24 protein-coding genes are annotated in these 20,560 nt (G+C 42.3%); 5 read left to right on the forward strand and 19 right to left on the reverse strand.

Annotated features, from left to right (window positions below; all coding sequences use genetic code 11):
• Positions 1 to 50: 50 nt before the first annotated feature.
• The 9 genes from KJS58_RS00915 to KJS58_RS00955 all read right to left on the reverse strand — a co-directional run bounded on the left by KJS58_RS00915 (position 51) and on the right by KJS58_RS00955 (position 7,643).
• Positions 51 to 917, reverse strand: coding sequence for a purine-nucleoside phosphorylase (locus tag KJS58_RS00915; protein ID WP_213529669.1), 867 nt, complete (start codon positions 915 to 917; stop codon positions 51 to 53).
• Between the two features lie 52 nt (positions 918 to 969).
• Positions 970 to 1,794 carry a purine-nucleoside phosphorylase gene (locus KJS58_RS00920; protein WP_213529671.1) on the reverse strand — a complete coding sequence of 275 codons (825 nt, stop codon included), beginning with the start codon at positions 1,792 to 1,794 and terminating at the stop codon, positions 970 to 972.
• A 17-nt stretch (positions 1,795 to 1,811) separates the two neighbouring features.
• Positions 1,812 to 3,005 (reverse strand): phosphopentomutase, encoded by a 1,194-nt coding sequence (gene deoB, locus KJS58_RS00925; RefSeq protein WP_213529673.1) that lies wholly within the window; start codon positions 3,003 to 3,005, stop codon positions 1,812 to 1,814.
• Positions 3,006 to 3,080: 75 nt separating this feature from the next.
• Complete coding sequence (gene xerD, locus KJS58_RS00930) at positions 3,081 to 3,986, reverse strand: site-specific tyrosine recombinase XerD (protein ID WP_213529675.1); 906 nt, start codon at positions 3,984 to 3,986, stop codon at positions 3,081 to 3,083.
• A gap of 54 nt (positions 3,987 to 4,040) precedes the next feature.
• Entirely contained in the window at positions 4,041 to 4,283 is a 243-nt protein-coding gene (locus tag KJS58_RS00935; protein WP_213529678.1) for a DUF4227 family protein, read from the reverse strand.
• A gap of 265 nt (positions 4,284 to 4,548) precedes the next feature.
• Positions 4,549 to 5,010, reverse strand: a complete 462-nt coding sequence (gene fur, locus KJS58_RS00940) for a ferric iron uptake transcriptional regulator (RefSeq protein ID WP_213529680.1) — start codon at positions 5,008 to 5,010, stop codon at positions 4,549 to 4,551.
• 119 nt (positions 5,011 to 5,129) lie between these two features.
• Positions 5,130 to 5,756 (reverse strand): stage II sporulation protein M, encoded by a 627-nt coding sequence (gene spoIIM / locus KJS58_RS00945; protein ID WP_213529682.1) that lies wholly within the window; start codon positions 5,754 to 5,756, stop codon positions 5,130 to 5,132.
• A 77-nt stretch (positions 5,757 to 5,833) separates the two neighbouring features.
• Entirely contained in the window at positions 5,834 to 7,042 is a 1,209-nt protein-coding gene (locus KJS58_RS00950) for an endonuclease Q family protein (RefSeq protein WP_213529684.1), read from the reverse strand.
• 1 nt (position 7,043) lies between these two features.
• On the reverse strand, positions 7,044 to 7,643 hold the full coding sequence (locus KJS58_RS00955) for an NUDIX domain-containing protein (RefSeq protein ID WP_213529687.1): 600 nt from the start codon (positions 7,641 to 7,643) through the stop codon (positions 7,044 to 7,046).
• Positions 7,644 to 7,742: 99 nt separating this feature from the next.
• Between KJS58_RS00955 and KJS58_RS00960 the strand changes: the two genes are divergently transcribed.
• The gene (locus tag KJS58_RS00960; protein WP_213529689.1) at positions 7,743 to 7,907 is read left to right on the forward strand and encodes a Z-ring formation inhibitor MciZ; all 165 of its coding nucleotides are present in this window, start codon (positions 7,743 to 7,745) and stop codon (positions 7,905 to 7,907) included.
• A gap of 81 nt (positions 7,908 to 7,988) precedes the next feature.
• Here KJS58_RS00960 and KJS58_RS00965 read toward each other — a convergent pair whose 3' ends face one another.
• Complete coding sequence (locus KJS58_RS00965; protein ID WP_374705766.1) at positions 7,989 to 9,116, reverse strand: M20/M25/M40 family metallo-hydrolase; 1,128 nt, start codon at positions 9,114 to 9,116, stop codon at positions 7,989 to 7,991.
• Between the two features lie 86 nt (positions 9,117 to 9,202).
• Between KJS58_RS00965 and prli42 the strand changes: the two genes are divergently transcribed.
• Positions 9,203 to 9,304 carry a stressosome-associated protein Prli42 gene (prli42, locus tag KJS58_RS00970; RefSeq protein ID WP_160033399.1) on the forward strand — a complete coding sequence of 34 codons (102 nt, stop codon included), beginning with the start codon at positions 9,203 to 9,205 and terminating at the stop codon, positions 9,302 to 9,304.
• Between the two features lie 95 nt (positions 9,305 to 9,399).
• On the opposite strand, the gene lipB is transcribed toward prli42, so the two are convergent.
• The 5 genes from lipB to lpdA all read right to left on the reverse strand — a co-directional run bounded on the left by lipB (position 9,400) and on the right by lpdA (position 15,184).
• Positions 9,400 to 10,098, reverse strand: a complete 699-nt coding sequence (gene lipB, locus KJS58_RS00975) for a lipoyl(octanoyl) transferase LipB (protein ID WP_213529693.1) — start codon at positions 10,096 to 10,098, stop codon at positions 9,400 to 9,402.
• Positions 10,099 to 10,144: 46 nt separating this feature from the next.
• Complete coding sequence (locus KJS58_RS00980; protein ID WP_213529694.1) at positions 10,145 to 11,506, reverse strand: dihydrolipoamide acetyltransferase family protein; 1,362 nt, start codon at positions 11,504 to 11,506, stop codon at positions 10,145 to 10,147.
• A gap of 48 nt (positions 11,507 to 11,554) precedes the next feature.
• Positions 11,555 to 12,541, reverse strand: coding sequence for an alpha-ketoacid dehydrogenase subunit beta (locus KJS58_RS00985; protein WP_213529696.1), 987 nt, complete (start codon positions 12,539 to 12,541; stop codon positions 11,555 to 11,557).
• Positions 12,541 to 13,557 carry a thiamine pyrophosphate-dependent dehydrogenase E1 component subunit alpha gene (locus KJS58_RS00990; protein ID WP_191799457.1) on the reverse strand — a complete coding sequence of 339 codons (1,017 nt, stop codon included), beginning with the start codon at positions 13,555 to 13,557 and terminating at the stop codon, positions 12,541 to 12,543. The genes KJS58_RS00985 and KJS58_RS00990 overlap by 1 nt, the downstream gene beginning before the upstream one ends.
• A gap of 205 nt (positions 13,558 to 13,762) precedes the next feature.
• Entirely contained in the window at positions 13,763 to 15,184 is a 1,422-nt protein-coding gene (gene lpdA / locus KJS58_RS00995; RefSeq protein WP_213529698.1) for a dihydrolipoyl dehydrogenase, read from the reverse strand.
• A gap of 161 nt (positions 15,185 to 15,345) precedes the next feature.
• Here lpdA and KJS58_RS01000 point away from each other — a divergent pair, with 161 nt between their 5' ends.
• Both KJS58_RS01000 and KJS58_RS01005 read left to right on the forward strand, forming a co-directional pair.
• Entirely contained in the window at positions 15,346 to 15,630 is a 285-nt protein-coding gene (locus KJS58_RS01000) for a DUF2627 domain-containing protein (protein ID WP_191799176.1), read from the forward strand.
• A 93-nt stretch (positions 15,631 to 15,723) separates the two neighbouring features.
• Positions 15,724 to 16,098, forward strand: a complete 375-nt coding sequence (locus tag KJS58_RS01005; RefSeq protein ID WP_213529700.1) for a potassium channel family protein — start codon at positions 15,724 to 15,726, stop codon at positions 16,096 to 16,098.
• A gap of 47 nt (positions 16,099 to 16,145) precedes the next feature.
• Here KJS58_RS01005 and KJS58_RS01010 read toward each other — a convergent pair whose 3' ends face one another.
• Positions 16,146 to 16,364, reverse strand: a complete 219-nt coding sequence (locus KJS58_RS01010) for a hypothetical protein (RefSeq protein WP_213529702.1) — start codon at positions 16,362 to 16,364, stop codon at positions 16,146 to 16,148.
• A 178-nt stretch (positions 16,365 to 16,542) separates the two neighbouring features.
• Here KJS58_RS01010 and KJS58_RS01015 point away from each other — a divergent pair, with 178 nt between their 5' ends.
• Positions 16,543 to 17,139, forward strand: a complete 597-nt coding sequence (locus KJS58_RS01015) for a thymidine kinase (RefSeq protein WP_213529704.1) — start codon at positions 16,543 to 16,545, stop codon at positions 17,137 to 17,139.
• A 94-nt stretch (positions 17,140 to 17,233) separates the two neighbouring features.
• On the opposite strand, the gene KJS58_RS01020 is transcribed toward KJS58_RS01015, so the two are convergent.
• The 3 genes from KJS58_RS01020 to spoIVB all read right to left on the reverse strand — a co-directional run bounded on the left by KJS58_RS01020 (position 17,234) and on the right by spoIVB (position 20,552).
• Entirely contained in the window at positions 17,234 to 17,713 is a 480-nt protein-coding gene (locus tag KJS58_RS01020) for a hypothetical protein (RefSeq protein WP_160033417.1), read from the reverse strand.
• A gap of 507 nt (positions 17,714 to 18,220) precedes the next feature.
• Positions 18,221 to 19,030 carry a sporulation transcription factor Spo0A gene (gene spo0A, locus KJS58_RS01025; protein WP_160033419.1) on the reverse strand — a complete coding sequence of 270 codons (810 nt, stop codon included), beginning with the start codon at positions 19,028 to 19,030 and terminating at the stop codon, positions 18,221 to 18,223.
• A gap of 187 nt (positions 19,031 to 19,217) precedes the next feature.
• A complete protein-coding gene (gene spoIVB, locus KJS58_RS01030) occupies positions 19,218 to 20,552 on the reverse strand; it encodes a SpoIVB peptidase (protein WP_213529706.1) in 1,335 nt (444 codons plus the stop codon).
• Between the last annotated feature and the right edge of the window lie 8 nt (positions 20,553 to 20,560).

Genomic DNA, 20,560 nt, shown 5'->3' on the forward strand with positions numbered 1-20,560 from the left:
ATGCTTGACCACACCTTATTACCGTATTTAAAAAGTCAGTAAATCTTTGGTTACACTTCACGAACGAAAGCACGTACAAGACCGATAAATTTCGGTTTGGTACGATTTGCGACAGCAACTACTTGTTCATGAGTCAGAGGTTCTAGTTCTTCTCCAATTGCCATATCCGTAATACAAGAAATGCCCAGTACACGTAAACCCGCATGTCTTGCCGCAATCACTTCACCTACGGTAGACATCCCAATTGCATCTCCCCCAAGAAGAGCAAACATGGTTGATTCTTTCGGTGTTGAATACGTTGGGCCGCTGATACCGCAGTATACCCCTTCCTGCAATTCCAAATGCGTACCGTCCTCACCTTTAATTTCTTTCGAAAGTTTTTTGGCAAGAGCACGATATTCTGGATCATAGGCAGCAGACATATCAGGGAATCGAACGCCAAGTTTCGAATCATTTGGACCAATCAGGGGATTCGCTCCCGTCATATTGAGGTGATCTGTAATTAACATGAGATCTCCTGCTTTAAATCCCCGATTCATACCGCCTGCTGCATTCGTTAGCATCAGCGTTTCTACACCGATCTGTGCCATCACATAAACAGGAAGAACAACAGTACGCATATCATAACCTTCATAGTAATGAAAACGTCCTTGCATAATCACTACATCTTTACCTTCAAGCTGTCCAATAACAAACCGGCCCGCATGTCCTGCAACGGTCGATTCAGGAAAATGAGGAACTTCGTTATACGGAATATAGACTGCATCTTCAATCTGGTCACCCAAGTCACCGAGTCCGGAACCTAAAACCAGGCCAATCTTAGGAGCATACTTGCCTAATTTTTGTTTGATATAAGCTGCAGCTTCTTCAATGCGAGCACCGTAATCTTTTGTCAGATTACCTGTAGTTTGAGACATGTTTGTCATTCCCCTTTAGTTAAAAATTATGTTGCTATGATCCGTACCATATCTACATTTGTGGAATAAGCGACATGACCAGGTTCAAAAATTTTTCTTTTACCATTTCGGCTGTTTCCATGACTTCCTCATGAGATAACGGCTGCTCAAGAATACCTGCAGCCATATTTGTAATGCAAGAGATACCGAGCACTTCAATTCCTGCATGACGAGCTACAATGACTTCAGCTACCGTAGACATTCCTACTGCATCCGCGCCTAGTGTCCGTAACATAACGATTTCAGCCGGTGTCTCATAGTTAGGACCAAGAAGACCTGCATATACACCTTCCTTCATCGCAAAACCTTGTTTCTCCGCCGTTTCTTTCGCAAGCTTACGGAGTCTAAGGCTATACGCTTCAGACATATCAGGGAAACGCACTCCAAAATCATCATGATTGGGTCCGATCAGCGGATTACGGCCTGTCATATTGAGATGATCTGATATAATCATCAGATCTCCAGGCGTATAAGACGTGTTAACGCCTCCTGCTGCGTTTGTTACAAGCATCTTTTGAACACCGATCGCTTTCATCACTCGAACCGGAAAGGCGGTTACTTCAGGACCATAACCTTCATACATATGGAAACGGCCTTTCATCATCACTACAGGACGCCCCTGAATGGTTCCAATCAATAATTCCCCAACATGACCTTCTACAGTGGAAACCGGAAAATGAGGAATATCTTCATAAGGAATTGCGATGGCATCTTCAATCAGTTCAGCCAGAATGCCGAGTCCTGAGCCAAGAATAAGCCCGATTTCAGGAATAATGTTCGTTTTTGATTGGATATAAGTTGCTGCTTCCCCTACGCTGCTTCGCGCTAGCTGTGTCATAAACTTGGTTGTCCCCCTTAAATAAGTTCCCTTAAAAAACTCTCCCCATGCAGTGGAGCTGTCGTACCGAAATTATCAGCAATCGTCGCACCCAGATCGGAATACGTATCTCTTACGCCAATGCTTTTTCCTGGTGTTTGTAAAGATGGACTATAGATCAGCACCGGTACATACTCTCTCGTATGATCCGTTCCTGCATGTACAGGATCATTACCATGGTCAGCAGAGATAATCAGCAGATCATCAGGACCGATGCGCTCCATAATCTCTGGCAAAGCTTTATCAAATACTTCAAGAGCACCTGCATAGCCTTCCGGGTCTCTACGGTGACCGTACAAGGAATCAAAGTCTACTAAATTCGTAAACAAAAGTCCATTAAAATCCTTGCCTAATTGCTCAATAGTTAGTTCAATACCATGTTCATTGCTCTTAGACGGATAAGAAGCGGTTACCCCTTCTCCATCGAAAATGTCATTAATCTTTCCTACTGCGATCACATCATAGCCAGAAGTTTGCAGAGAGTTCATTACCGTTGGCTCTGGCGGTTTTACTGCGTAATCGTGCCGGTTAGGCGTTCTTTTGAAAGAACCTGGTTGTCCCACATAAGGACGAGCAATCACACGCCCTACAGAGTGCTCAGGAGCAAGCGTAAGTTTACGAGCAATCCGGCAAGCTTTGAATAACTCCTCTACCGGAATAATGTCTTCATGCGCAGCAATTTGGAATACACTGTCTGCGGATGTGTATACAATCCAAGCGCCTGTCTTCATTTGCTCTTCACCGTACTCCTCAAGTACTTCCGTACCGGAAGCCGGTTTATTACAAAGAACCTTACGGCCTGTCTGTTTTTCGAATTCAGTAATCAGATCTTGCGGGAAGCCGGCAGGATATGTATTAAACGGAGTTTCAATTTTGAGCCCCATTAGTTCCCAGTGTCCCGTCATTGTATCTTTACCTGCAGATACTTCTTTCATCTTTCCATAGTACCCTGCAGGTGCTTCAGCAGGAGACAAAGGCGGAATAGAAGCAATATTTCCAAGCCCTAATTTTTGCATGTTGGGAAGCTTTGTACCCGGAACTCGTTCCAAAATATGACCTAGTGTATGAGCACCTGCATCACCAAACTTAGGCGCATCTGGTTGTTCTCCAATTCCTACACTATCCAGCACAATAAAACAAATCCGTTTAAACCGTGATTCTCTGCTTGTCATGATGTATTGCCCCTTCCATGGTTCGAAAATTTATCTGAATATACATATAGTGCTGGAAATAGTGCTGAAAATCCATCAGGCACGGGGATGATAATGATCATACACATCTTTCATGTTGCGTTTGACCACTTGATTGTAAATCTGAGTAGTCGAGATATCAGCATGTCCCATCATTTCCTGCACTGATCTTAAATCAGCACCATTCTCCAGCAAATGTGCAGCAAAAGAATGTCTAAGCGTATGCGGTGTAATTCCTTCGCCAGCGAGACCCGCTTCTTCTGCGTACTTTTTTATCATTTTCCATATGCCTTGCCGTGTTAACCGGCTACCATTCGTATTTACAAACAAAGCTTGTTCCTCAGTATGTTCCCTTAGTAGTTTGCTGCGAGCAGACTCCAGATATTCAGTCGTTGCCCTGGCCGCAATCCCTGTCACAGGTATTACCCTTTCTTTCGCACTGTCTCTTCCCGTCCGAACATACTTGAGCTGGGTATTTAGGTCCTCTACGTTTAGATGAACAAGCTCTGAAACTTTAATTCCCGTCGCATATAAAAGCTCTAGCATAGCTTTGTCCCTAAGCCCCGAAGGCACAGAGGGATCCGGAATGCTGAGAAGCCTGTCCACTTCAGAAATAGAAAGGATTTTGGGCGGGTTTTTCTCTGTTTTAGGTGAATCCAGATGATAGGTCGGATCTTTAGAAACCAGGCCTTTAAACATAAGATAATGAAAAAAAGAACGAAGGGAAACGACATTTCGGGCAATGGTTGAAGCCGCCTTCCCTTCTTTTTTAAGATAGGATAAATACAGTACAATATGTGTACGTGTAATCTCAGACGCTTCCACATCCGCATCCATATGCTGTTCTCTATTCATATACCCAATAAATTGTTCAATATCACGTTTGTACGACTCAAGCGTACTGACAGAAGACCCTTTATCCTCCTGCAAATAATCCATGTAGGGCTGCACATACTTCCTCATCGTTTTCCTTACAGCTCCTTACCTTTGAATTTTTAAGTTAACAAGGCCACACTTCTATTCACCATACCAATAAAAAAAACGAAGACGATTCATTAAGTTTGTTTTCTCGGCTGCAAGCTGAATTCCTTCTTCGGGATGAAATACTTTCAGTGCATTCCCCTCAGGAATCTTATAATGATCCACAGGAGTGATCCAGTTTGAGAATAAATCGAACACATTATAAAACATATAAACAAGGGCAGCAAAGATGATAAATAAACGAACCATGCGAAGCCATTTACGAAGTGAAATTACCATAAGTTTCTTCCGCCTTTCCTAAAGTCATAATGTTGTCCTATATAGGGTTTGGGTAGTATTCCCCGATGACAATTTGGCTATGATTCAGCCTATGAAACTGTCAACCCGACTATGACCACCTTTAGGCTGGCGTAAAGAGGAAGTTATCGATATTCTATATTCAATGTACTATGAAATTCATTCCTGTTATTACCTATACGTGAACATGCTAAAAAAGCTCCCCCGAACTTGACTCGGTGAGAGCTTGCTCATGCTTGTCTTTATATCAGTTCTTCGGTTTCTGATCGTTCTTGTCTTTGCAACGATAACAGATTCCTTGAAAATCAAGTCTGTGATCTAGAACCGTAAAATTAAACTCACGCTCTAATCTTTCTTCAAGCGGCCCAAGCCAATCTTCTCGTATTTCGTCCATACTGCCGCATTGAACGCATATCAAATGGTGATGATGGTGCTTGCTTGTGTCACCGCGTAAATCATAACGGGCTACTCCGTCACCAAAATTTATCTTCTCAACGACATGCAGCTCACTGAGCAGTTCCAGGGTTCGATATACGGTTGCCAGACCGATTTCGGGAGCTTTTTCCTTAACCAACATGAACACATCTTCTGCGCTCAAATGGTCTTCTTCATTCTCTAGCAAGACTCGAACTGTCGCTTCCCGTTGGGGCGTTAGTTTGTAGCCTTGAGATTGTAACTGTTGTTTTATCTTGTCGATCCGTGCTTCCATATTATCCCTCCCCCTCGGAAATCACTGCATCGTGTACGTAAACCCACTTGTTTATTATAGGGTCACTTACGAAATAAAGTCAACAGTATCAGGGTTTTAAGGGAGATTTGGTCCCAGGTTTAAACCTTAATAAATAATGGGGTTACCCACTGCATTAACACAGGAGTTACAAAGGTCTCAAAGGAAGAGATTCCGACCATAAGCAGGGCCATTGCCAGAGTTAAAGTAATGTAACTGGTAAGCGGTCTTTTTAGACTTTGGTTACGCTGCATAAAAAACCGACTGCGAATCATATGAAGCGAAAAGGTAATTGCGGCCACACTGCTAATCATCAGGACAGGGATTAAAAACAGATTATGAGGAGCAATAGACAGCAAGGCGAGCAGCAGCCCTTTCCAGGAATACTGAGCAACCAAATATCCAACAGAGAAACCGATTAGCACCCCTTTTAAAAAGTCCAAAACCAGAATACCTGGAAGACCGATGACGGATAAACCAAGAATGAAGATAAGCCCAATCCACTTCAAATGAAGCATGGTAATGTCAAAAAAAGAATGAGATCCATCTACATTTCCTTGATGGATACTGACAAAAAAATTATCCAAATAACCCGCAAGATCCTGCTGCTGATCCAGGGTTAGTGCTCCTACCATTAATGCACCGAAAATAACCCCGACCAGAAATAATACAGCAACAAAAATATAAAGTGGAGTTTGGTCTCTAAATGTATGTTTGAGAAATGGCATGGTGAGAGGTCGTCCCCTTTCTGGTTACATACCCTACTCTATGAATTTCTCTCTCATTCTATGACCTGAACCTGAATTCATGTTCTCGAAACTTTTCCGTAGGTTCCTCCGCCGCCTGAGTTCAGCAGCAGTTCACCGCTTCTGGCCATAATAATGTACCTCGCGAGTTCATCTCCAACAACATTACGTAAATTGTCTTCTTCCGTACGATGCAGGATTGCCATTTCACTTCCGAAAGCTTCAAGTAATAAACGCAGTTTCACTTTGCCAAGTCCCGGAATAAATTCCAGTGGTACTTGATAGTGATAAGCAGGCCGCCCAGGTGGAATATAAGACTCTTCACGATCCGCAATGTTTAAAATTCGATCAAGTACACCCTGAATCAATTTGGTGCTTCCACAATAAGGACAGCGCTCCCCAGTGACCTTGGTTTCATCGAGAATACTGTTACATGCTGCGCAGTAAGTACGGTGATATTTACCAAGCAGCGGATTCAAACCATAATTCGCTTCGATCCGGCGGCCGTCTTTATTTTGTAAAGCATAACAAAACTCATCAAATGAAGGCTCTGAAAGCCGTAGACTATTGTACTCTCTTCCGATTTTGCCAAGGGAATGGGCATCCGAATTTGTCAAAAAGGGGATATGATCCAGTTCGCTGATATAACCCGCCATTTCGGAATCTGCACTAAGTCCAAGTTCGATGGCTGTTACGTCAGCTACATCTAAAATTTCCTCCATCCGGTACACACTGCTTCCATAAATGCCTTTATGGGGCGTAAACACATGAGCAGGGATAAACAGTCCACCGCGGCGTACAATTTCCTTTTGAAGTTCCTTTAAAGGAACGTACACTCGCTGCGAACTAAGATTCACATTTTTCATAAAAGGGGTAATCCAGGCGGTAAAAGATTCCATGTCTGACAACGTCCGAAAATAAGCAAGAAAATGGGATTCTTTTCGTCCAGGTTCCCTCACTTCAAGCTCTGTCCCGAGTAAAATCACCGTATTCTGATACGCGATGCCTCCGCCCGGTATTTCTCTCATCTCACCAGATTCGAGTGCTTCTCTAATATCACGCTGTACCACAGGAGCGTGGGCGTCAATAATACCGATCAGTTCAATTCCTTTGCGGGTTGCCGCTTCTTTTGCAATGTTAAGAAAAGTTAGATCCCGGCTGCCGCTGATTTTCACCGCTTCTCCTCTGTTTGTTCTGCCAATATGAATATGGAGATCTGCATAGAACGTACGGAGCGATGGAGCACTTTCAGAAACTTGCTGATTCATCTTACAGCTTCCCTGTCAGCTGATATAAGTGCCATGCGTAGACTGCAAGAATCGTCTTGGCATCGCTGATCCGTCCTTCTTTAATCAGTGAATAAGCTTCATCCAAAGTGATCTCCGATACTTCGAGAAACTCATCTTCATCTAGTTCCATCTCGCCCGCTTCGAGCTCTTCAGCCATGTATAGATAGATAACCTCATCAGCAAAACCAGGGGAAGTGTAAAAAGCAGGGAGTGGAACAAGAGATTTTGCACGGTACCCCGTTTCTTCTCTCAGCTCTCTTTTTGCCGCTTCCTCAGGGTCTTCGCCTGGGTCCAGCTTACCTGCGGGGATTTCTAACTCGGTCCTTCCTAGCGCCTGTCTATACTGATCGACAACCAGCATACGATCTCCTCGAACTGCCAGAACAGCAACCGCTCCCGGGTGTCTAATAATTTCTCTTGTTCCGGTCTGACCATTCGGTAAGGTTACGGTATCCAAGTGAAGAGAAACCACTTTCCCCTCAAATATAGACTCTGTGGATACGGTTGTTTCCACTAATGCCGGATTCGAATCCGGATGATTAAGTTTTGGATGCTTTTGACGAATAATCGATTCCTTCATAGTTAAACCTCCTCATAAATATAAGCAAACAATAAGTATTAAATTAGACTTCTTGGGCATACGGTGTATTATACGACTTTATTTAGGAGTGAGCCCCTGATGAAAAGCTATAAAACTCATGAATCGCTATATATGACCGGACAGGCACACCAGATTATGAATACGCTCAGACACTGGTTGTCAGATTACGGACCAGATATGCAGGTAATTGACCTCATTCGAAAGCCTCAACATGTATTACCCTTCATTCGAAATAGTAAATAAAAAAAACTGTTTCCAATTTTTCATTTACAAAAAAGGTCTGGTGCCTACGCATGCCCAGACCTTTTTATATGCTGTTTTATATTACAATTTTGCTGATTCTTTAACGATCGATACAACGACACGCGCCGCATCCACCAGACTGCTTACTTTGATTCGCTCATTTGTCGTATGAATATCTTCATATCCGAGGGCAAGGTTCACGGTTGGAATACCAAAACCATTGAATATATTCGCATCGCTTCCGCCGCCGGAAGGGAATGTTTTTGGTGTTAGACCCGCACTTGTAATCGCGCGTGCTGCGAGTTTTACAACCTCATCTTCATCCGTTAATTTAAAAGCAGGATAAGCGATATCACTTTCAAATTCAGCTTTTGCCCCGTACTGCTCGCAAGTTGACTGCAGCGCGTTTCTCATGTGATCAACTTGATTTTCCACTTTACTTTGAACAATACTCCGTGCTTCAGCCAAAATTTCAGCATAGTCACAAACGACATTCAGTGGACCTGCTCCGGAAAAACTCCCAATGTTCGCTGTTGTTTCGTGGTCAACACGTCCCAGTTTCATCGCCGCAATTGCTTTGGCAGCAACTTGAATCGCGCTGATTCCATCTTCCGGATTCACGCCAGCGTGAGCCGATTTACCCGTAATCTTCATTGTAATTTGTGCTCTCGCTGGAGCTGCAACACAGATTCCGCCAACTTCACCGTTAGAATCAAGTGCAAATCCGAATTCTGCGTCAATATCCTCTGCCTTCATCGCTCTTGCCCCAATTAGTCCAGATTCTTCACCTACTGTAATTACAAACTGAATCTGACCATGAGGAATGTTATTCTCCTCTATTACACGGATTGCTTCAAAAAGAGCAGCGATACCTGCTTTGTCATCCGCACCTAAAATCGTTGTCCCATCACTGCGAATAAATCCATCCTCGGAGATCTGTGGTTTGATTCCTTCGCCTGGAGCGACGGTATCCATATGACAAGTAAAGAACAGTTTTGGAGCCTGATCCGCACCTTGTGCTTTCCATGTGACAATCAAGTTGCCTGCGCCGTGTCCTGTTTCTTCTTTTGTGTCATCTTCCTTTACTTCAAGTCCAAGTTCCGTAAACTTTGTTTTAAGTACTTCAGAAATTTGCTGTTCATATTGGGTTACACTATCGATCTTAACAAGATCCATAAATTCCTTTGTTATCCGTTCTTGATTAATCATGGTTATCATCCCTTCTAGTTAGACTTTTCACTATGCTATGGATACGTTACAATAGATTATAATTATGGTATAAAAGGAGCTTACTGATGCAACAAAAAAAATGGTTTAAAGTTGTAATCTATTTGATGTTAATTGCGATGATTGCCTCAACGTTGTTAATTGTTATTGAACCACTGCTCTTTGGATAAGCAGATTTGACGAGAAATGAATAGGACAAGTTTAGCCCTCTCTTTGCTTCTCTCTTTAGAAGAACAGGGAGGGTATTTTCATTTTCACTGTGATTTCAAACGTATACGTCTGCAGCCCAAATCGGATCAAAGCCAAATTGTTTTGCAAAAATAGGGACCAGTTCCTGTGCTACCTGTTCCGGAGTGTGAACAAGCCCTGTACAATCTTCCAAAGTGGTTACCCCAAACTCTTCGATTCCGCAAGGGACAATCCCGCCAAATCCTTCGCTCTGTAAACCTGATTTGATATTAAATGCAAACCCGTGACTCGTAATAAAGTCTCTTCGGTGAGAAGTACTGCGATTAAACTTAATGCCTATGGCACAGATTTTGAAGTTCCCTACCCATACTCCTGTATACTGCTCTTTACGGCCTGCTTCAATACCATGGGACCTTAAATACGTGATAATTACTTCTTCCACATTCCTTAAATGAGCATGTAAGTCAATTTCTTTACCTCGGCCCAAAAACATGATGGGGTATGCAACTAGCTGACCGGGTCCGTGATAGGTAATGTCACCGCCTCGATCGATCTGATAGACTGAAATGCCTTTTTTCTTCCGATCTTCCTCACTAATCAGCAGATGTTCCGGATGTCGCTGCGTACCGATTGTATATGTAGGTGGATGCTGCAAAAGCAGCAGGTGTTCCTGCTGCTCTCCGGCATCGATGTCATGGACCAATTTTTTCTGTAGATCCCATGCTTCACCGTAATCCATCATATCGGTATAGCTTACAACAAGCGGTCTATTCATACGAATATACCTCCCCATGATTAACTCACCACATACCACAGATGTTTTAGTATAGCTTCGTGTCTAAAGAATAACTTTCTAAATTCTCTTTTACTCGTTGCAGGAATCTTCCTGAGATGACACCGTCCAAAATTCGATGATCCAGGGACAAACATAAATTAGCCATCGACCTTACCGCGATCATGTCATTAATAACGACAGGCTTTTTCACAATAGATTCGAAGGTAAGAATAGCAGCCTGCGGATAGTTAATAATAGGATAAGACAAAATAGAACCAAACGAACCCGTATTATTTACGGTGAAAGTTCCTCCTTGCATATCATCCAGCTTTAACGTACCTTCTCTGGTTCTTCTCGCCAGATCTTCAATCTCATGAGCAAGTCCAGCAATATTTTTGGTGTCTGCTCGCTGAATAACAGGAGTCATTACCGAATCTTCTGTTCCCACGGCAAGAGAAATATTAATATCACGTTTTACGATGATTTTATCAACAGCCCATACCGAGTTCATGATTGGATAATCTTTGATCGCATTAACCACTGCTTTTAATAGAAAAGCTAAATAAGTTAAATTAATCCCTTCTTTACGCTTAAACTCATCTTTCAGTTTATTACGCAAAGTAACGAGATTCGTCACATCCACTTCGATCATCGTCCAAGCATGCGGTATCTCCGATACACTCTGACGCATATTTCTAGCGATTGCATTACGTACCGGTGTTATATCGATGTACTGCTCTGCTCTTCCTTGCGTATATCCATCGACTTCAATCTTCGGCAATTTTGGTGTTTCTGATAAATGAATGCCAGAGTGACGGACAGAAATAGACGGGTCCATCGATAAATTCTGTGGTTCAGAAGACGCACTGCTCGGTGTTTGTTTACGTTCTTCCTGCATAAGGCTTGACGTTTGGTGCTGTGTATTTCCACTTTCTACGTAACGAAGTACATCCTTACGCGTAATTCGGCCATTCATTCCGGTTCCCGGCACTTGGCTAAGATCAATACCATGCTCTGCTGCAAGACTCTGAACGGCTGGTGAATATCGATTGCGCATGGAGCCTTCCACAGCACTTACAGTAGCCGCTTTTTGAGCAGTATGATCTGAGGAGCTTGTATCAGAAGTTTCTCCCACGATTCCGGTTCCTGCTGCAGCATGGACTTCCATACGGCAGATCAGCTCGCCTACTCCAACCGTTTGACCTTCTTCTGCCGTAAGTTCACCCATAATTCCTTCTACCGTAGAAGGAATCTCTGCATTCACTTTATCCGTAATAACTTCACAGATTGGTTCATATTGGTCTACCCGATCTCCCGGTTTTTTTAGCCACTTGGCGATCGTTGCAGATACGAGTGATTCCGCAAGCTGCGGCATAACCACTTCAATCAACTTCTTTTGTCCTGCCATGTTTTGTCACTCCAATTCTTCATCCTCATCTCTGAGGATCCCTATTCATTAATACATTGCAAGCTTAAGCATTGCATCTTTTACTTTATCTTTACTCAGCATGTAGAATCTTTCCATTGGCGGACTGATCGGCATTGCAGGCACATCAGGACCGCAAAGACGTTCAATCGGAGCATCTAGATCAAACAGACATTCTTCACTAATAATGGCAGATACTTCTGCTCCCACTCCGCCTGTTTTGTTATCTTCATGGATGATAAGGACTTTCCCCGTTTGTTTTGCTGCAGCTATAATGGCTTCTTTATCCAGTGGTTGCAAGGTACGCAGGTCCAGAACATGCGAAGTTATTCCTTGTTCTTTTTCCAGCTCCTCAGCGGCTTGCATCACAAAATGCAGCGGCTGTGAATAAGCGATCACTGTAATATCGTCACCTTCACGAAGTAAGTTAGCCTTGCCAATCGGTACGATGTAATCCTCTTCAGGCACTTCTTCCTTCGAGAGACGATACATTTTTTTATTTTCAAAGAAAAGTACTGGGTCTGGATCACGCACTGCTGCTTTGAGAAGCCCCTTCGCATCATATGCGGTGTAAGGTGCTACAATTTTAAGCCCCGGGGTTCCAAAGAAAATGGATTCCGGACACTGAGAATGGTATAGACCACCAAAAATACCGCCGCCGATTGGCGCACGAATAACAACAGGGCAACTCCAATCATTGTTCGATCTGTATCTAATTTTAGCAGCTTCACTAATGATTTGATTGGTTGCTGGAAGCATGAAATCAGAATATTGCATCTCCGCAATCGGCTTCATTCCATACATGGCAGCACCAATAGCTACCCCTGCAATAGCCGACTCCGATAAAGGTGTATCCATCACACGCATTTCACCAAACTGATCCATAAGTCCTTTGGTTGTAGTGAATACGCCGCCTTTCACCCCTACGTCTTCGCCAAGCACAAATACGGTCTCATCGCGCTCCATTTCTTCTTTCATCGCGAGTCTAATCGCATCAATATACTCCATTTCAGCCATTATTGTTTCCCTCCTGACTCATCATCGGCATACACATGCAGCAGGGTATCTTCCGGCTTCGGAAATGGAGCATTGTCTGCATATTCCGTCGCTTCTTTCAGTTCCATACTAAGCTGTGCAGCCAGATCTGCATCTCGCTCTTCATCCCATAAACCACAGTCAATCAAGTATTGTTTCATTTTGGCAAGGCCGTCTTTTTTCCAGTTCTCTTCTACTTCTTCTTTTGTTCGATAAGCGAGATCATTATCTGAAGTTGAATGTGGAGACAACCGGTACATCATCGCCTCAATTAGTGTCGGACCTTCTCCTGCTACGGCACGTTCGCGTGCTTCTTTTACAGCAGCGTACACAGCAAGAGCATCATTACCATCTACACGGATTCCCGGGAACCCATACCCGAGAGCACGATCACTTACTTTTCCGCTAAGCTGTTTGTGAACAGGCACAGAGATGGCATACTGATTATTTTCAACCATGATAATAACCGGAAGTTTATGAACGCCCGCAAAGTTACTTCCTTCATGGAAGTCCCCCTGATTACTCGAACCTTCGCCAAAAGTAACGAAAGATACAAAATCTTTCTTTTGCATTTTCGCTGCAAGTGCAAAGCCGACTGCATGAGGTACCTGCGTAGTTACAGGACTTGAACCTGTTACAATGCGAAGTCGTTTGCTTCCAAAATGACCAGGCATTTGGCGCCCTCCACTGTTCGGGTCTTCTGCTTTCGCAAAAGCGGACAGCATGAGTTCACGCGGCGTCATTCCTACGGCCATAACAAATCCATAATCTCGATAATAAGGCAGGAAATAATCCTTTTCACGATCAAGCGCAAAAGCAGCAGCTACCTGAGCTGTCTCTTGACCGATACCGGAAACGTGGAAATTGATTTTTCCCGCTCTTTGTAAAAGCATACAGCGTTCATCAAATTTACGGGCCAGGAGCATATATTTGTACATATCAATAACCTGACCATCAGATAGACCAAGCTCATTATGTTTGTACTGTTTAGAAGTCATATTATTTAAGTTCAAAACTAGCGAACCCTCCTTTTAGAGTAGCTCAAGCGTCTTAGGTATTGTTGTCTTGTCTTATAACCTGGTACTAAGACTTGGCTTAAGCTCATTATACTCGTTTTATTTGCAAAAAGAAAAGAGATAAACCACATTCATGATAAGTGTCATGTTTCATATCCACTTACTAGATAACGGGTAAAGCAGGCATTTACATTCCGATTGCATTACCGTCTACGGCAAGCATTGCTTCTCCCATAATCTCCGATAAAGAGGGATGAGGATGCACAAGCTGTCCTATTTCCCAAGGAGTTGCATCTAATAGCTGAGCTAACGCTGCTTCACTGATCAGATCTGTAACATGAGTTCCAATCATATGAACTCCCAAAATATCATTGGTGTCCTCATCCGCAATTACTTTCACAAAGCCTTCTTGATGTCCGTGTACCAAGGCTTTGCCAATCGCTTGAAAAGGAAACTTCCCAATCTTCACCTTATAACCAAGTTCTCTAGCTTGCTTTTCTGTATATCCAACACTCGCTGCTTCAGGTCTAGAATAGATGGCTCTTGGAATAAATTGATCCGGAGTCGCATGTACGGTTTCGCCTGACATATGATGTACGGCACGGATTCCTTCATGGGAAGCAACATGGGCAAGCTGGAGGCCTCCGATACAATCGCCGATCGCATAAATATGAGGAACAGCGGTCTGTAACTGCTTATTCACCTCAATGAATCCATTTGATAATTTTATATCCGTGTTCTCAATGCCAATATTCTCGACATTTGCTACTCGACCGACCGAGATTAATATTTTCGAAGCAGATAAAGTTTCGCTTCCCGCACTCGACTGTATATCAATCGAAAGTGAATCACCATGGTCTATATATGTATCCGTCATGACCTGGGAACCTGTTCTTACCTCTACTCCTCGTTTGACAAGCAGTCGTTTCATTTCAGCAGCGATCTCTTGATCTTCTTGGGGAAGAATGTGATCTGCTGCCTCAACAAGAGTCACTTTTACATTAAAATCAGATAGCATGGATGCCCATTCTACTCCAATAACTCCGCCGCCAACAATAATGATGGAATCCGGCAGGTCGTCCATTCGAAGAGCCTCGTCGCTTGTCATAATCTTATCGCCTTCAGGTTCGAGTCCTGGCAGCGTTCTAGGACGAGTTCCTGTAGCAATAATCAGATTTGCCGGCACTACATTTTCCATCTCTCCATTATCAAGTTCTACAGCAAGAGCTCCGCTTTTTGGAGAAAAAATCGAAGGACCAATGACTCTTCCTTTTCCATGCAAAACGGTGATCTTATTTTTACGCATCAAATACTGAACACCCTGATGGAGCTGCTCAACGATGGCTTCTTTTCTTTCTTGAACTTTAGGGAATACTAACGTCGCCCCCGAAGTTTCAATACCGTAACTTACGCTATCTTTAATATCTGCATATACTTCTGCACTTCGAAGCAGTGCCTTGCTTGGAATACAACCGCGGTGAAGACACGTTCCGCCAAGTTTATCTTTTTCTACAATAACGACAGATTTACCTAATTGCGCAGCCCGGATCGCAGCCACATAGCCACCTGTTCCCCCGCCCAAGATTGCAACATCACATTCTATTGCCATAAAAAATCATTCCCCCAATTCTTCCACGTTGTTATTAATTTATGTTCTATTGTACTCTCACTTCTCTGGAATCACAAAACAAGCCCATCTAATAGACAGTAACTAGAAGACAAGGTATCATATAGAAATACTACATGCGTATGAGAAGGGGTTTTTGCACGATGAAGCTTATGCTTTCCCGCTTTCTTGCCATTGTCATCCTCGTTATTCCTGGTCTTGGAGCCATGAAAGGTTTTTTAATGATCAAAGATTCGTTGTTTCATTATTATGCTGCTCATGGTGATGATCTTGTAACCGTCCCGCGCTTTGAATGGCTTCACTTCAGCTTAGGCATTCTTCTATTCGCCACGTGCATGGCTTTCCTTGGCGGCTGGATTCTGTTTCGTGATCGAAAACGTAATTATGTCGGACCTCGTTTCAAACAAAAACCAGATATGGATGCATAGCCAGACGCCCCTTATGAGAAACTTTACCTTTACGGCTGGATTCAATATAATGTTACTCTTATATATCTTTTTCGAAGATAGGGGCTTCTGACCATGATTTCATTTTTACTTACACTCAAACGATTACTCAAAGGATTATTCCATGGTTTTAAAGATAAGAGATTTCTTGCTCTTTTAACCTTGACCTTAGCTACCCTGCTCTCAGGAACTCTTTTTTATTCCAGTGTAGAGAATATGAGTTATATTGATGCACTCTACTTTTCTGCAGTTACTTTAACAACCATCGGTCACCCAACGCTCGCGCCGGTTACGACTTTTGGCAAGTTGTTTACGATCATTTACATGTTTGCAGGGATCGGTATTACGATTGCTATGATCGCTAGAATTACGCTCGGTATCGTTTTTCCAGAAAAGTTAGGCGATGAAAGACCTAAAGAAGAAATATCTGTAGATCCATCTGAACAGTAACTAATCTTAGGCCTTCTTAACAATTAAGAAGGCTTTTTATTATCTGCTTATTCATACAATGCATCTCTAAGTTTGGTAGACATTTTCGAACCACCCGTTGCTTTTTGCAATATTTGTTTTTTTAACCGTTGATTCTGTGCTTGTACAGCCGAGAATTCAGCTAGTAAATCAGATATGAATATTTCTGCATCTGGAGTAAGTGTCTCCTTTTCTTGCAGTAACTCAAACTTCTTTTGCCAAGCATTATATTTTTCATCATTATTCATTATGATCACCTCATCATTATCAACCATATCATGTTAGAAGAAATTGTGCATAATTTTACACTCCATGATCTAACAAAATAGTGGCTTCTATGCTTTTATTTATGTTAATCTATAATGGCTCTTTTGGGGAAACCAAAAGTTTTAGAGCGGATTGTGCTAAAGAGAGGAAGATATCGCTGTGTCAAAAGGTCGTATTACTGTTATTACCGGACCCATGTTCAGTGAAAAATCAGGGGAACTGATCAGACGCTGTCAAAAACTAATGAAATATGGACGCCAGAAGGTCGTTGCCTATAAGCCTGTTGAAGATGACCGATTTGAAATCGATGAAATCGTAAGTCGGATCGGATACAAATTACCTGCAATCCCCATTCCAAAACAACTTACTCCGCAAATCGTGGAACAAATTCTAGAACAAACAAAAGATGCAGATGTTGTTGCTTTCGATGAGGTACAGTTCTTCAGCAGAGAAATCATGGATATTGCCGAAGAACTCGCTTATTGCGGAAAACACGTCATCGTGGATGGTTTAAATATGGATTACCGGGGTAAAGAATTTGGATATGTTGGCGGTTTGCTCGCCATGTCCGATGATATTGAAAAACTATCAGCCTTCTGCGCTGTATGTGGAAGCCCTGATGCAGCATTTACCCAACGTATCGTCAATGGCGAGCCGGTCACCCTTGGTCCTGTCGTCATGATCGGAGACTCTGAGGCATACGAACCGAGATGCCGCAAATGTTTTGTCCCGCCTCATAAAGTGAAATGCGATTAAGAGAAATTAAATAAAGGAGTGTCCGGTATACACCCGGCACTCCTTTACTTTTCAGCTGTCGACAAAGCGGTAGCTGTGCACATCATTCTATTCATTATTGTTCCCGTGTAACAAAGTACTTATTAGTCATATAGTAAGCATCACCGCGGGATGTCTCTACCATTCCTTTTTTCGGGTCCAAGAATACAATTTCCTTACACTTCGTGCAATACCACTTTGTTCGTTTGTACGGAGACTCGGTAACATAAGCAGTTCCACATTTGCAATCAATTTTCATTAAAATTTCATTGGCACGATATGCGGTTGATAGACGATCCATATTATCTTGTTGTTGAACAGGCACGATTACATTCTGATAGTCAGAGAACTGATTTTGAACTTTAAAGTCAGAGACAAGTGAAGGATTTAATCCAAAGAATTCTTTACCGATCTCAGCAATAAACTTCGTATCGTTTCTGTAACAATGAATCCATTCCTGAATCTGTTTATTGGACAATGGAACTGTCCCCTTAACACCGCTGTTCAGTGTGTATGTCATAATATATAGTGTGTCGTCTTGTTTGCTTGAGTACATTAGAAACCTCCTTATTCTCTGCTAATGTACTACAACTCTTTAACGAAAGCAAAGGCTATTCTCCATGTAATTATCACCAAATGTGGGACTTGTCGTAAACTATGGATTTTAGTTATATTCTAAGCATCTTATTACTTTTATCGTTATATTCACACTCTTTGCACAAACCTGTAACTTTACCAGAGGGACTTGCATAAAAATGAAGTCTTTTATACTTATTGCACTTTTCACATTTCTGCACTTTTTGCATCTTCTTATTCTGATTATTTTTGCGATAATGATCCAAATAGACCACATTGGAAGAATTCTTTACCTTGCTTACGTGATATCGTCTATAAGTTACCCAAACCAAGCATGAAGCAATAATACCTATAATCGACAACCATAACATTGGTCTCTTCCCCTTTCATGATTCCCGAAAAAGCGCCTACCTTCTCTTTCGGTAAGCGCATTTTATTATAAGGTTCGAAGGGCGTTGTCCATATAAATCAACAATCCAAGTCATCTTTAAGATACTTTATTCTCAATTCTAAGCTTGTCAGCTACCATCGCAATAAATTCACTGTTCGTCGGTTTGGATTTGCTGATGTTAATCGTATATCCAAACAAATGACTGATTGAGTCGATGTTACCCCGTGTCCAAGCCACCTCAATCGCATGACGAATCGCACGTTCAACCCTGGAAGGAGTTGTTTTAAATTTCTCAGCGATTGCCGGATATAATGTTTTGGTAATCGCTCCGAGGATTTCGATATTGTTGTATACCATAGTGATCGCTTCCCGCAAATATTGATATCCCTTAATATGGGCAGGTACACCAATTTCATGAATAATGGAAGTAATACTCGCATCCAAATTTCTTGATTTTCCGATAGGAACAACATTTGATTTTTGGGAGGAGGATATCATTTGTGAACCATTGCTTGCGATTGCTTGAGCACCAAATAGCTGCCTTACTCGATTTGCAAGGACTTCCATATCAAAGGGCTTCAAAATATAATAAGAAGCTCCTAATTGTACAGCACGCTGAGTAATGTTCTCTTGCCCAAAAGCAGTAAGCATGATTACCTTAGGCTGTGGAGACAAATTCATTTCGCGCAGGCGTTCAAGCACCCCTAGACCATCTAGATGAGGCATAATAATATCAAGAATTAATACATCAGGTACAGACTTTGCTTCTTGAATGATCTGAAGTACCTCCTCACCGTTATACGCGATGCCCGTTACTTCCATGTCCTCTTGATTAGATATATATTCAGCTAGTAAATTAGTAAACTCCCGGTTATCATCAGCCAATAATATTTCAATATTTTGCAAATGTTTTTCCTCCCTTAGACAATTGTTGATGCTCATTCCCTTACAGCATAAGATTTTCGACACACAAAAGGAAAATCCTTCTGTCGAAAAATATTTTCTTTATTTTTTTTAGCCATTGATTTATAATATTGTATTTTATTTCATTTTATGATTTTCTTCTTATGTATTCGACAAAAAATCTTAAGGCTTAACTCGCCTTAAGATTCATTGTTTGCTTATTAGGGATTACTACTCCAGCATCTTCTAACATCCATTCAATGAAACATCCATAACCCGATTTAGGATCATTCACAAAAACATGAGTTACAGCTCCAATAAGTTTGCCATTCTGGATAATCGGGCTGCCGCTCATCCCCTGTACAATACCACCTGTCTTATCAATTAGACGTTTATCGGTAATTCGAATAACAAGTCCTTTTGTAGCCGCATGATCTTGAGGTGAGACATGAACGACATCAACCGTGAATCGTTCTACTTTTTGTCCTTCGAGAACCGTTAAAATTTCAGCAGGTCCTTCTTTCACTTCATGTGCAAATGCGACGGGAATAGGCTTTTGATATAAACTGTGTTCTGGATTCACAGGCATTTTTCCAAAAATTCCAAAGGGAGTATTTCTTTCGATATTTCCAAGAATTCTGCTTTCTTTTGTAAAGATCGCTCGTTTCTCACCTGGATCGCCAGATTCGCTCTTTGCGATGGAAGTAACATTAGATTGGACAATCTCGCCGCTGCCAACCACAATTGGCGTTTGCGTATTCATGTCAGTGATCACATGACCTAAAGCTCCGTACACACCTTGATCTGGTGCATAGAAAGTTAAAGTACCCACACCGGCGGCTGAGTCCCGGATGTAAAGGCCAAGACGCCAAACTTGATCTTCTTCATCAAACACAGGAGTTAACTTCGTCTTGATGACCTTCCCTTGACGAGATAACGTAATATCAATGGGTTTCTTCGTCTTTCCTGACTCCAGAACGGTATCAGCAACTGCATTCACTCCTGTGATCGCTTTGCCATTCATATGAGTCAATAAGTCACCCAGTTTGATACCTGCCTCTTCCCCTGGTGACACAGGATCCTTACTCGTTACGTGTACCAAATGATGACCTACAACCAGAATACCAGCTGATTTTACCTTAACTCCGATGGTTTGTCCCCCAGGTACTACTTTCAAATCAGGCACGACAAGCACATCTGTCGTTTTTAGCGGGATTTTACCAAACAACTTCCATGTAAGTTTTGTCGTTCCCTCTTGTTGAGGGTTCAAATGAATGGAATGTTGCCTGGTAGAAACCGAAAGTTTAGAGGAGGTTTCTTTCTTTACTTGCAGCACCTCTGATTGGTCAGAGACGGTCGCATCCACGGGCGCAGATACTTCGAGGTGTGTTTCCCGTCCAGCTAATAAACGTAGCTCATCTGGCAATGAGGCATAACTAAACACGGGCAATAGGGTCTGTCCGAACAGACAGATAGATAAGACAACAATAAGTCCAATAAGTTTCTTTCCAAGGTTAAGCTTCAAGTGGCTGT

Origin of the sequence: Paenibacillus sp. J45TS6 (genome assembly GCF_018403285.1) — a bacterium.
GTDB lineage: Bacteria > Bacillota > Bacilli > Paenibacillales > Paenibacillaceae > Paenibacillus.

Bases quoted from the DNA above. Each gene is read 5' to 3' on its own strand.
- KJS58_RS00915 (WP_213529669.1), bottom strand. From the start codon at position 917: ATGTCTCAAACTACAGGTAATCTGACAAAAGATTACGGTGCTCGCATT.
- KJS58_RS01010 (WP_213529702.1), bottom strand. From the start codon at position 16,364: ATGAATAATGATGAAAAATATAATGCTTGGCAAAAGAAGTTTGAGTTA.
- KJS58_RS00920 (WP_213529671.1), bottom strand. From the start codon at position 1,794: ATGACACAGCTAGCGCGAAGCAGCGTAGGGGAAGCAGCAACTTATATC.
- KJS58_RS00965 (WP_374705766.1), bottom strand. From the start codon at position 9,116: ATGATTAATCAAGAACGGATAACAAAGGAATTTATGGATCTTGTTAAG.
- spoIIM (WP_213529682.1), bottom strand. From the start codon at position 5,756: ATGCCATTTCTCAAACATACATTTAGAGACCAAACTCCACTTTATATT.
- lpdA (WP_213529698.1), bottom strand. From the start codon at position 15,184: ATGGCAATAGAATGTGATGTTGCAATCTTGGGCGGGGGAACAGGTGGC.
- KJS58_RS01020 (WP_160033417.1), bottom strand. From the start codon at position 17,713: ATGTACTCAAGCAAACAAGACGACACACTATATATTATGACATACACA.
- KJS58_RS00935 (WP_213529678.1), bottom strand. From the start codon at position 4,283: ATGGTAATTTCACTTCGTAAATGGCTTCGCATGGTTCGTTTATTTATC.
- KJS58_RS00955 (WP_213529687.1), bottom strand. From the start codon at position 7,643: ATGAAGGAATCGATTATTCGTCAAAAGCATCCAAAACTTAATCATCCG.
- xerD (WP_213529675.1), bottom strand. From the start codon at position 3,986: ATGAGGAAGTATGTGCAGCCCTACATGGATTATTTGCAGGAGGATAAA.
- KJS58_RS00980 (WP_213529694.1), bottom strand. From the start codon at position 11,506: ATGGCAGGACAAAAGAAGTTGATTGAAGTGGTTATGCCGCAGCTTGCG.
- lipB (WP_213529693.1), bottom strand. From the start codon at position 10,098: ATGAATAGACCGCTTGTTGTAAGCTATACCGATATGATGGATTACGGT.
- KJS58_RS00960 (WP_213529689.1), top strand. From the start codon at position 7,743: ATGAAAAGCTATAAAACTCATGAATCGCTATATATGACCGGACAGGCA.
- KJS58_RS00990 (WP_191799457.1), bottom strand. From the start codon at position 13,557: ATGACTTCTAAACAGTACAAACATAATGAGCTTGGTCTATCTGATGGT.
- deoB (WP_213529673.1), bottom strand. From the start codon at position 3,005: ATGACAAGCAGAGAATCACGGTTTAAACGGATTTGTTTTATTGTGCTG.
- KJS58_RS00950 (WP_213529684.1), bottom strand. From the start codon at position 7,042: ATGAATCAGCAAGTTTCTGAAAGTGCTCCATCGCTCCGTACGTTCTAT.
- prli42 (WP_160033399.1), top strand. From the start codon at position 9,203: ATGCAACAAAAAAAATGGTTTAAAGTTGTAATCTATTTGATGTTAATT.
- KJS58_RS01005 (WP_213529700.1), top strand. From the start codon at position 15,724: ATGATTTCATTTTTACTTACACTCAAACGATTACTCAAAGGATTATTC.
- fur (WP_213529680.1), bottom strand. From the start codon at position 5,010: ATGGAAGCACGGATCGACAAGATAAAACAACAGTTACAATCTCAAGGC.
- KJS58_RS01000 (WP_191799176.1), top strand. From the start codon at position 15,346: ATGAAGCTTATGCTTTCCCGCTTTCTTGCCATTGTCATCCTCGTTATT.
- KJS58_RS00985 (WP_213529696.1), bottom strand. From the start codon at position 12,541: ATGGCTGAAATGGAGTATATTGATGCGATTAGACTCGCGATGAAAGAA.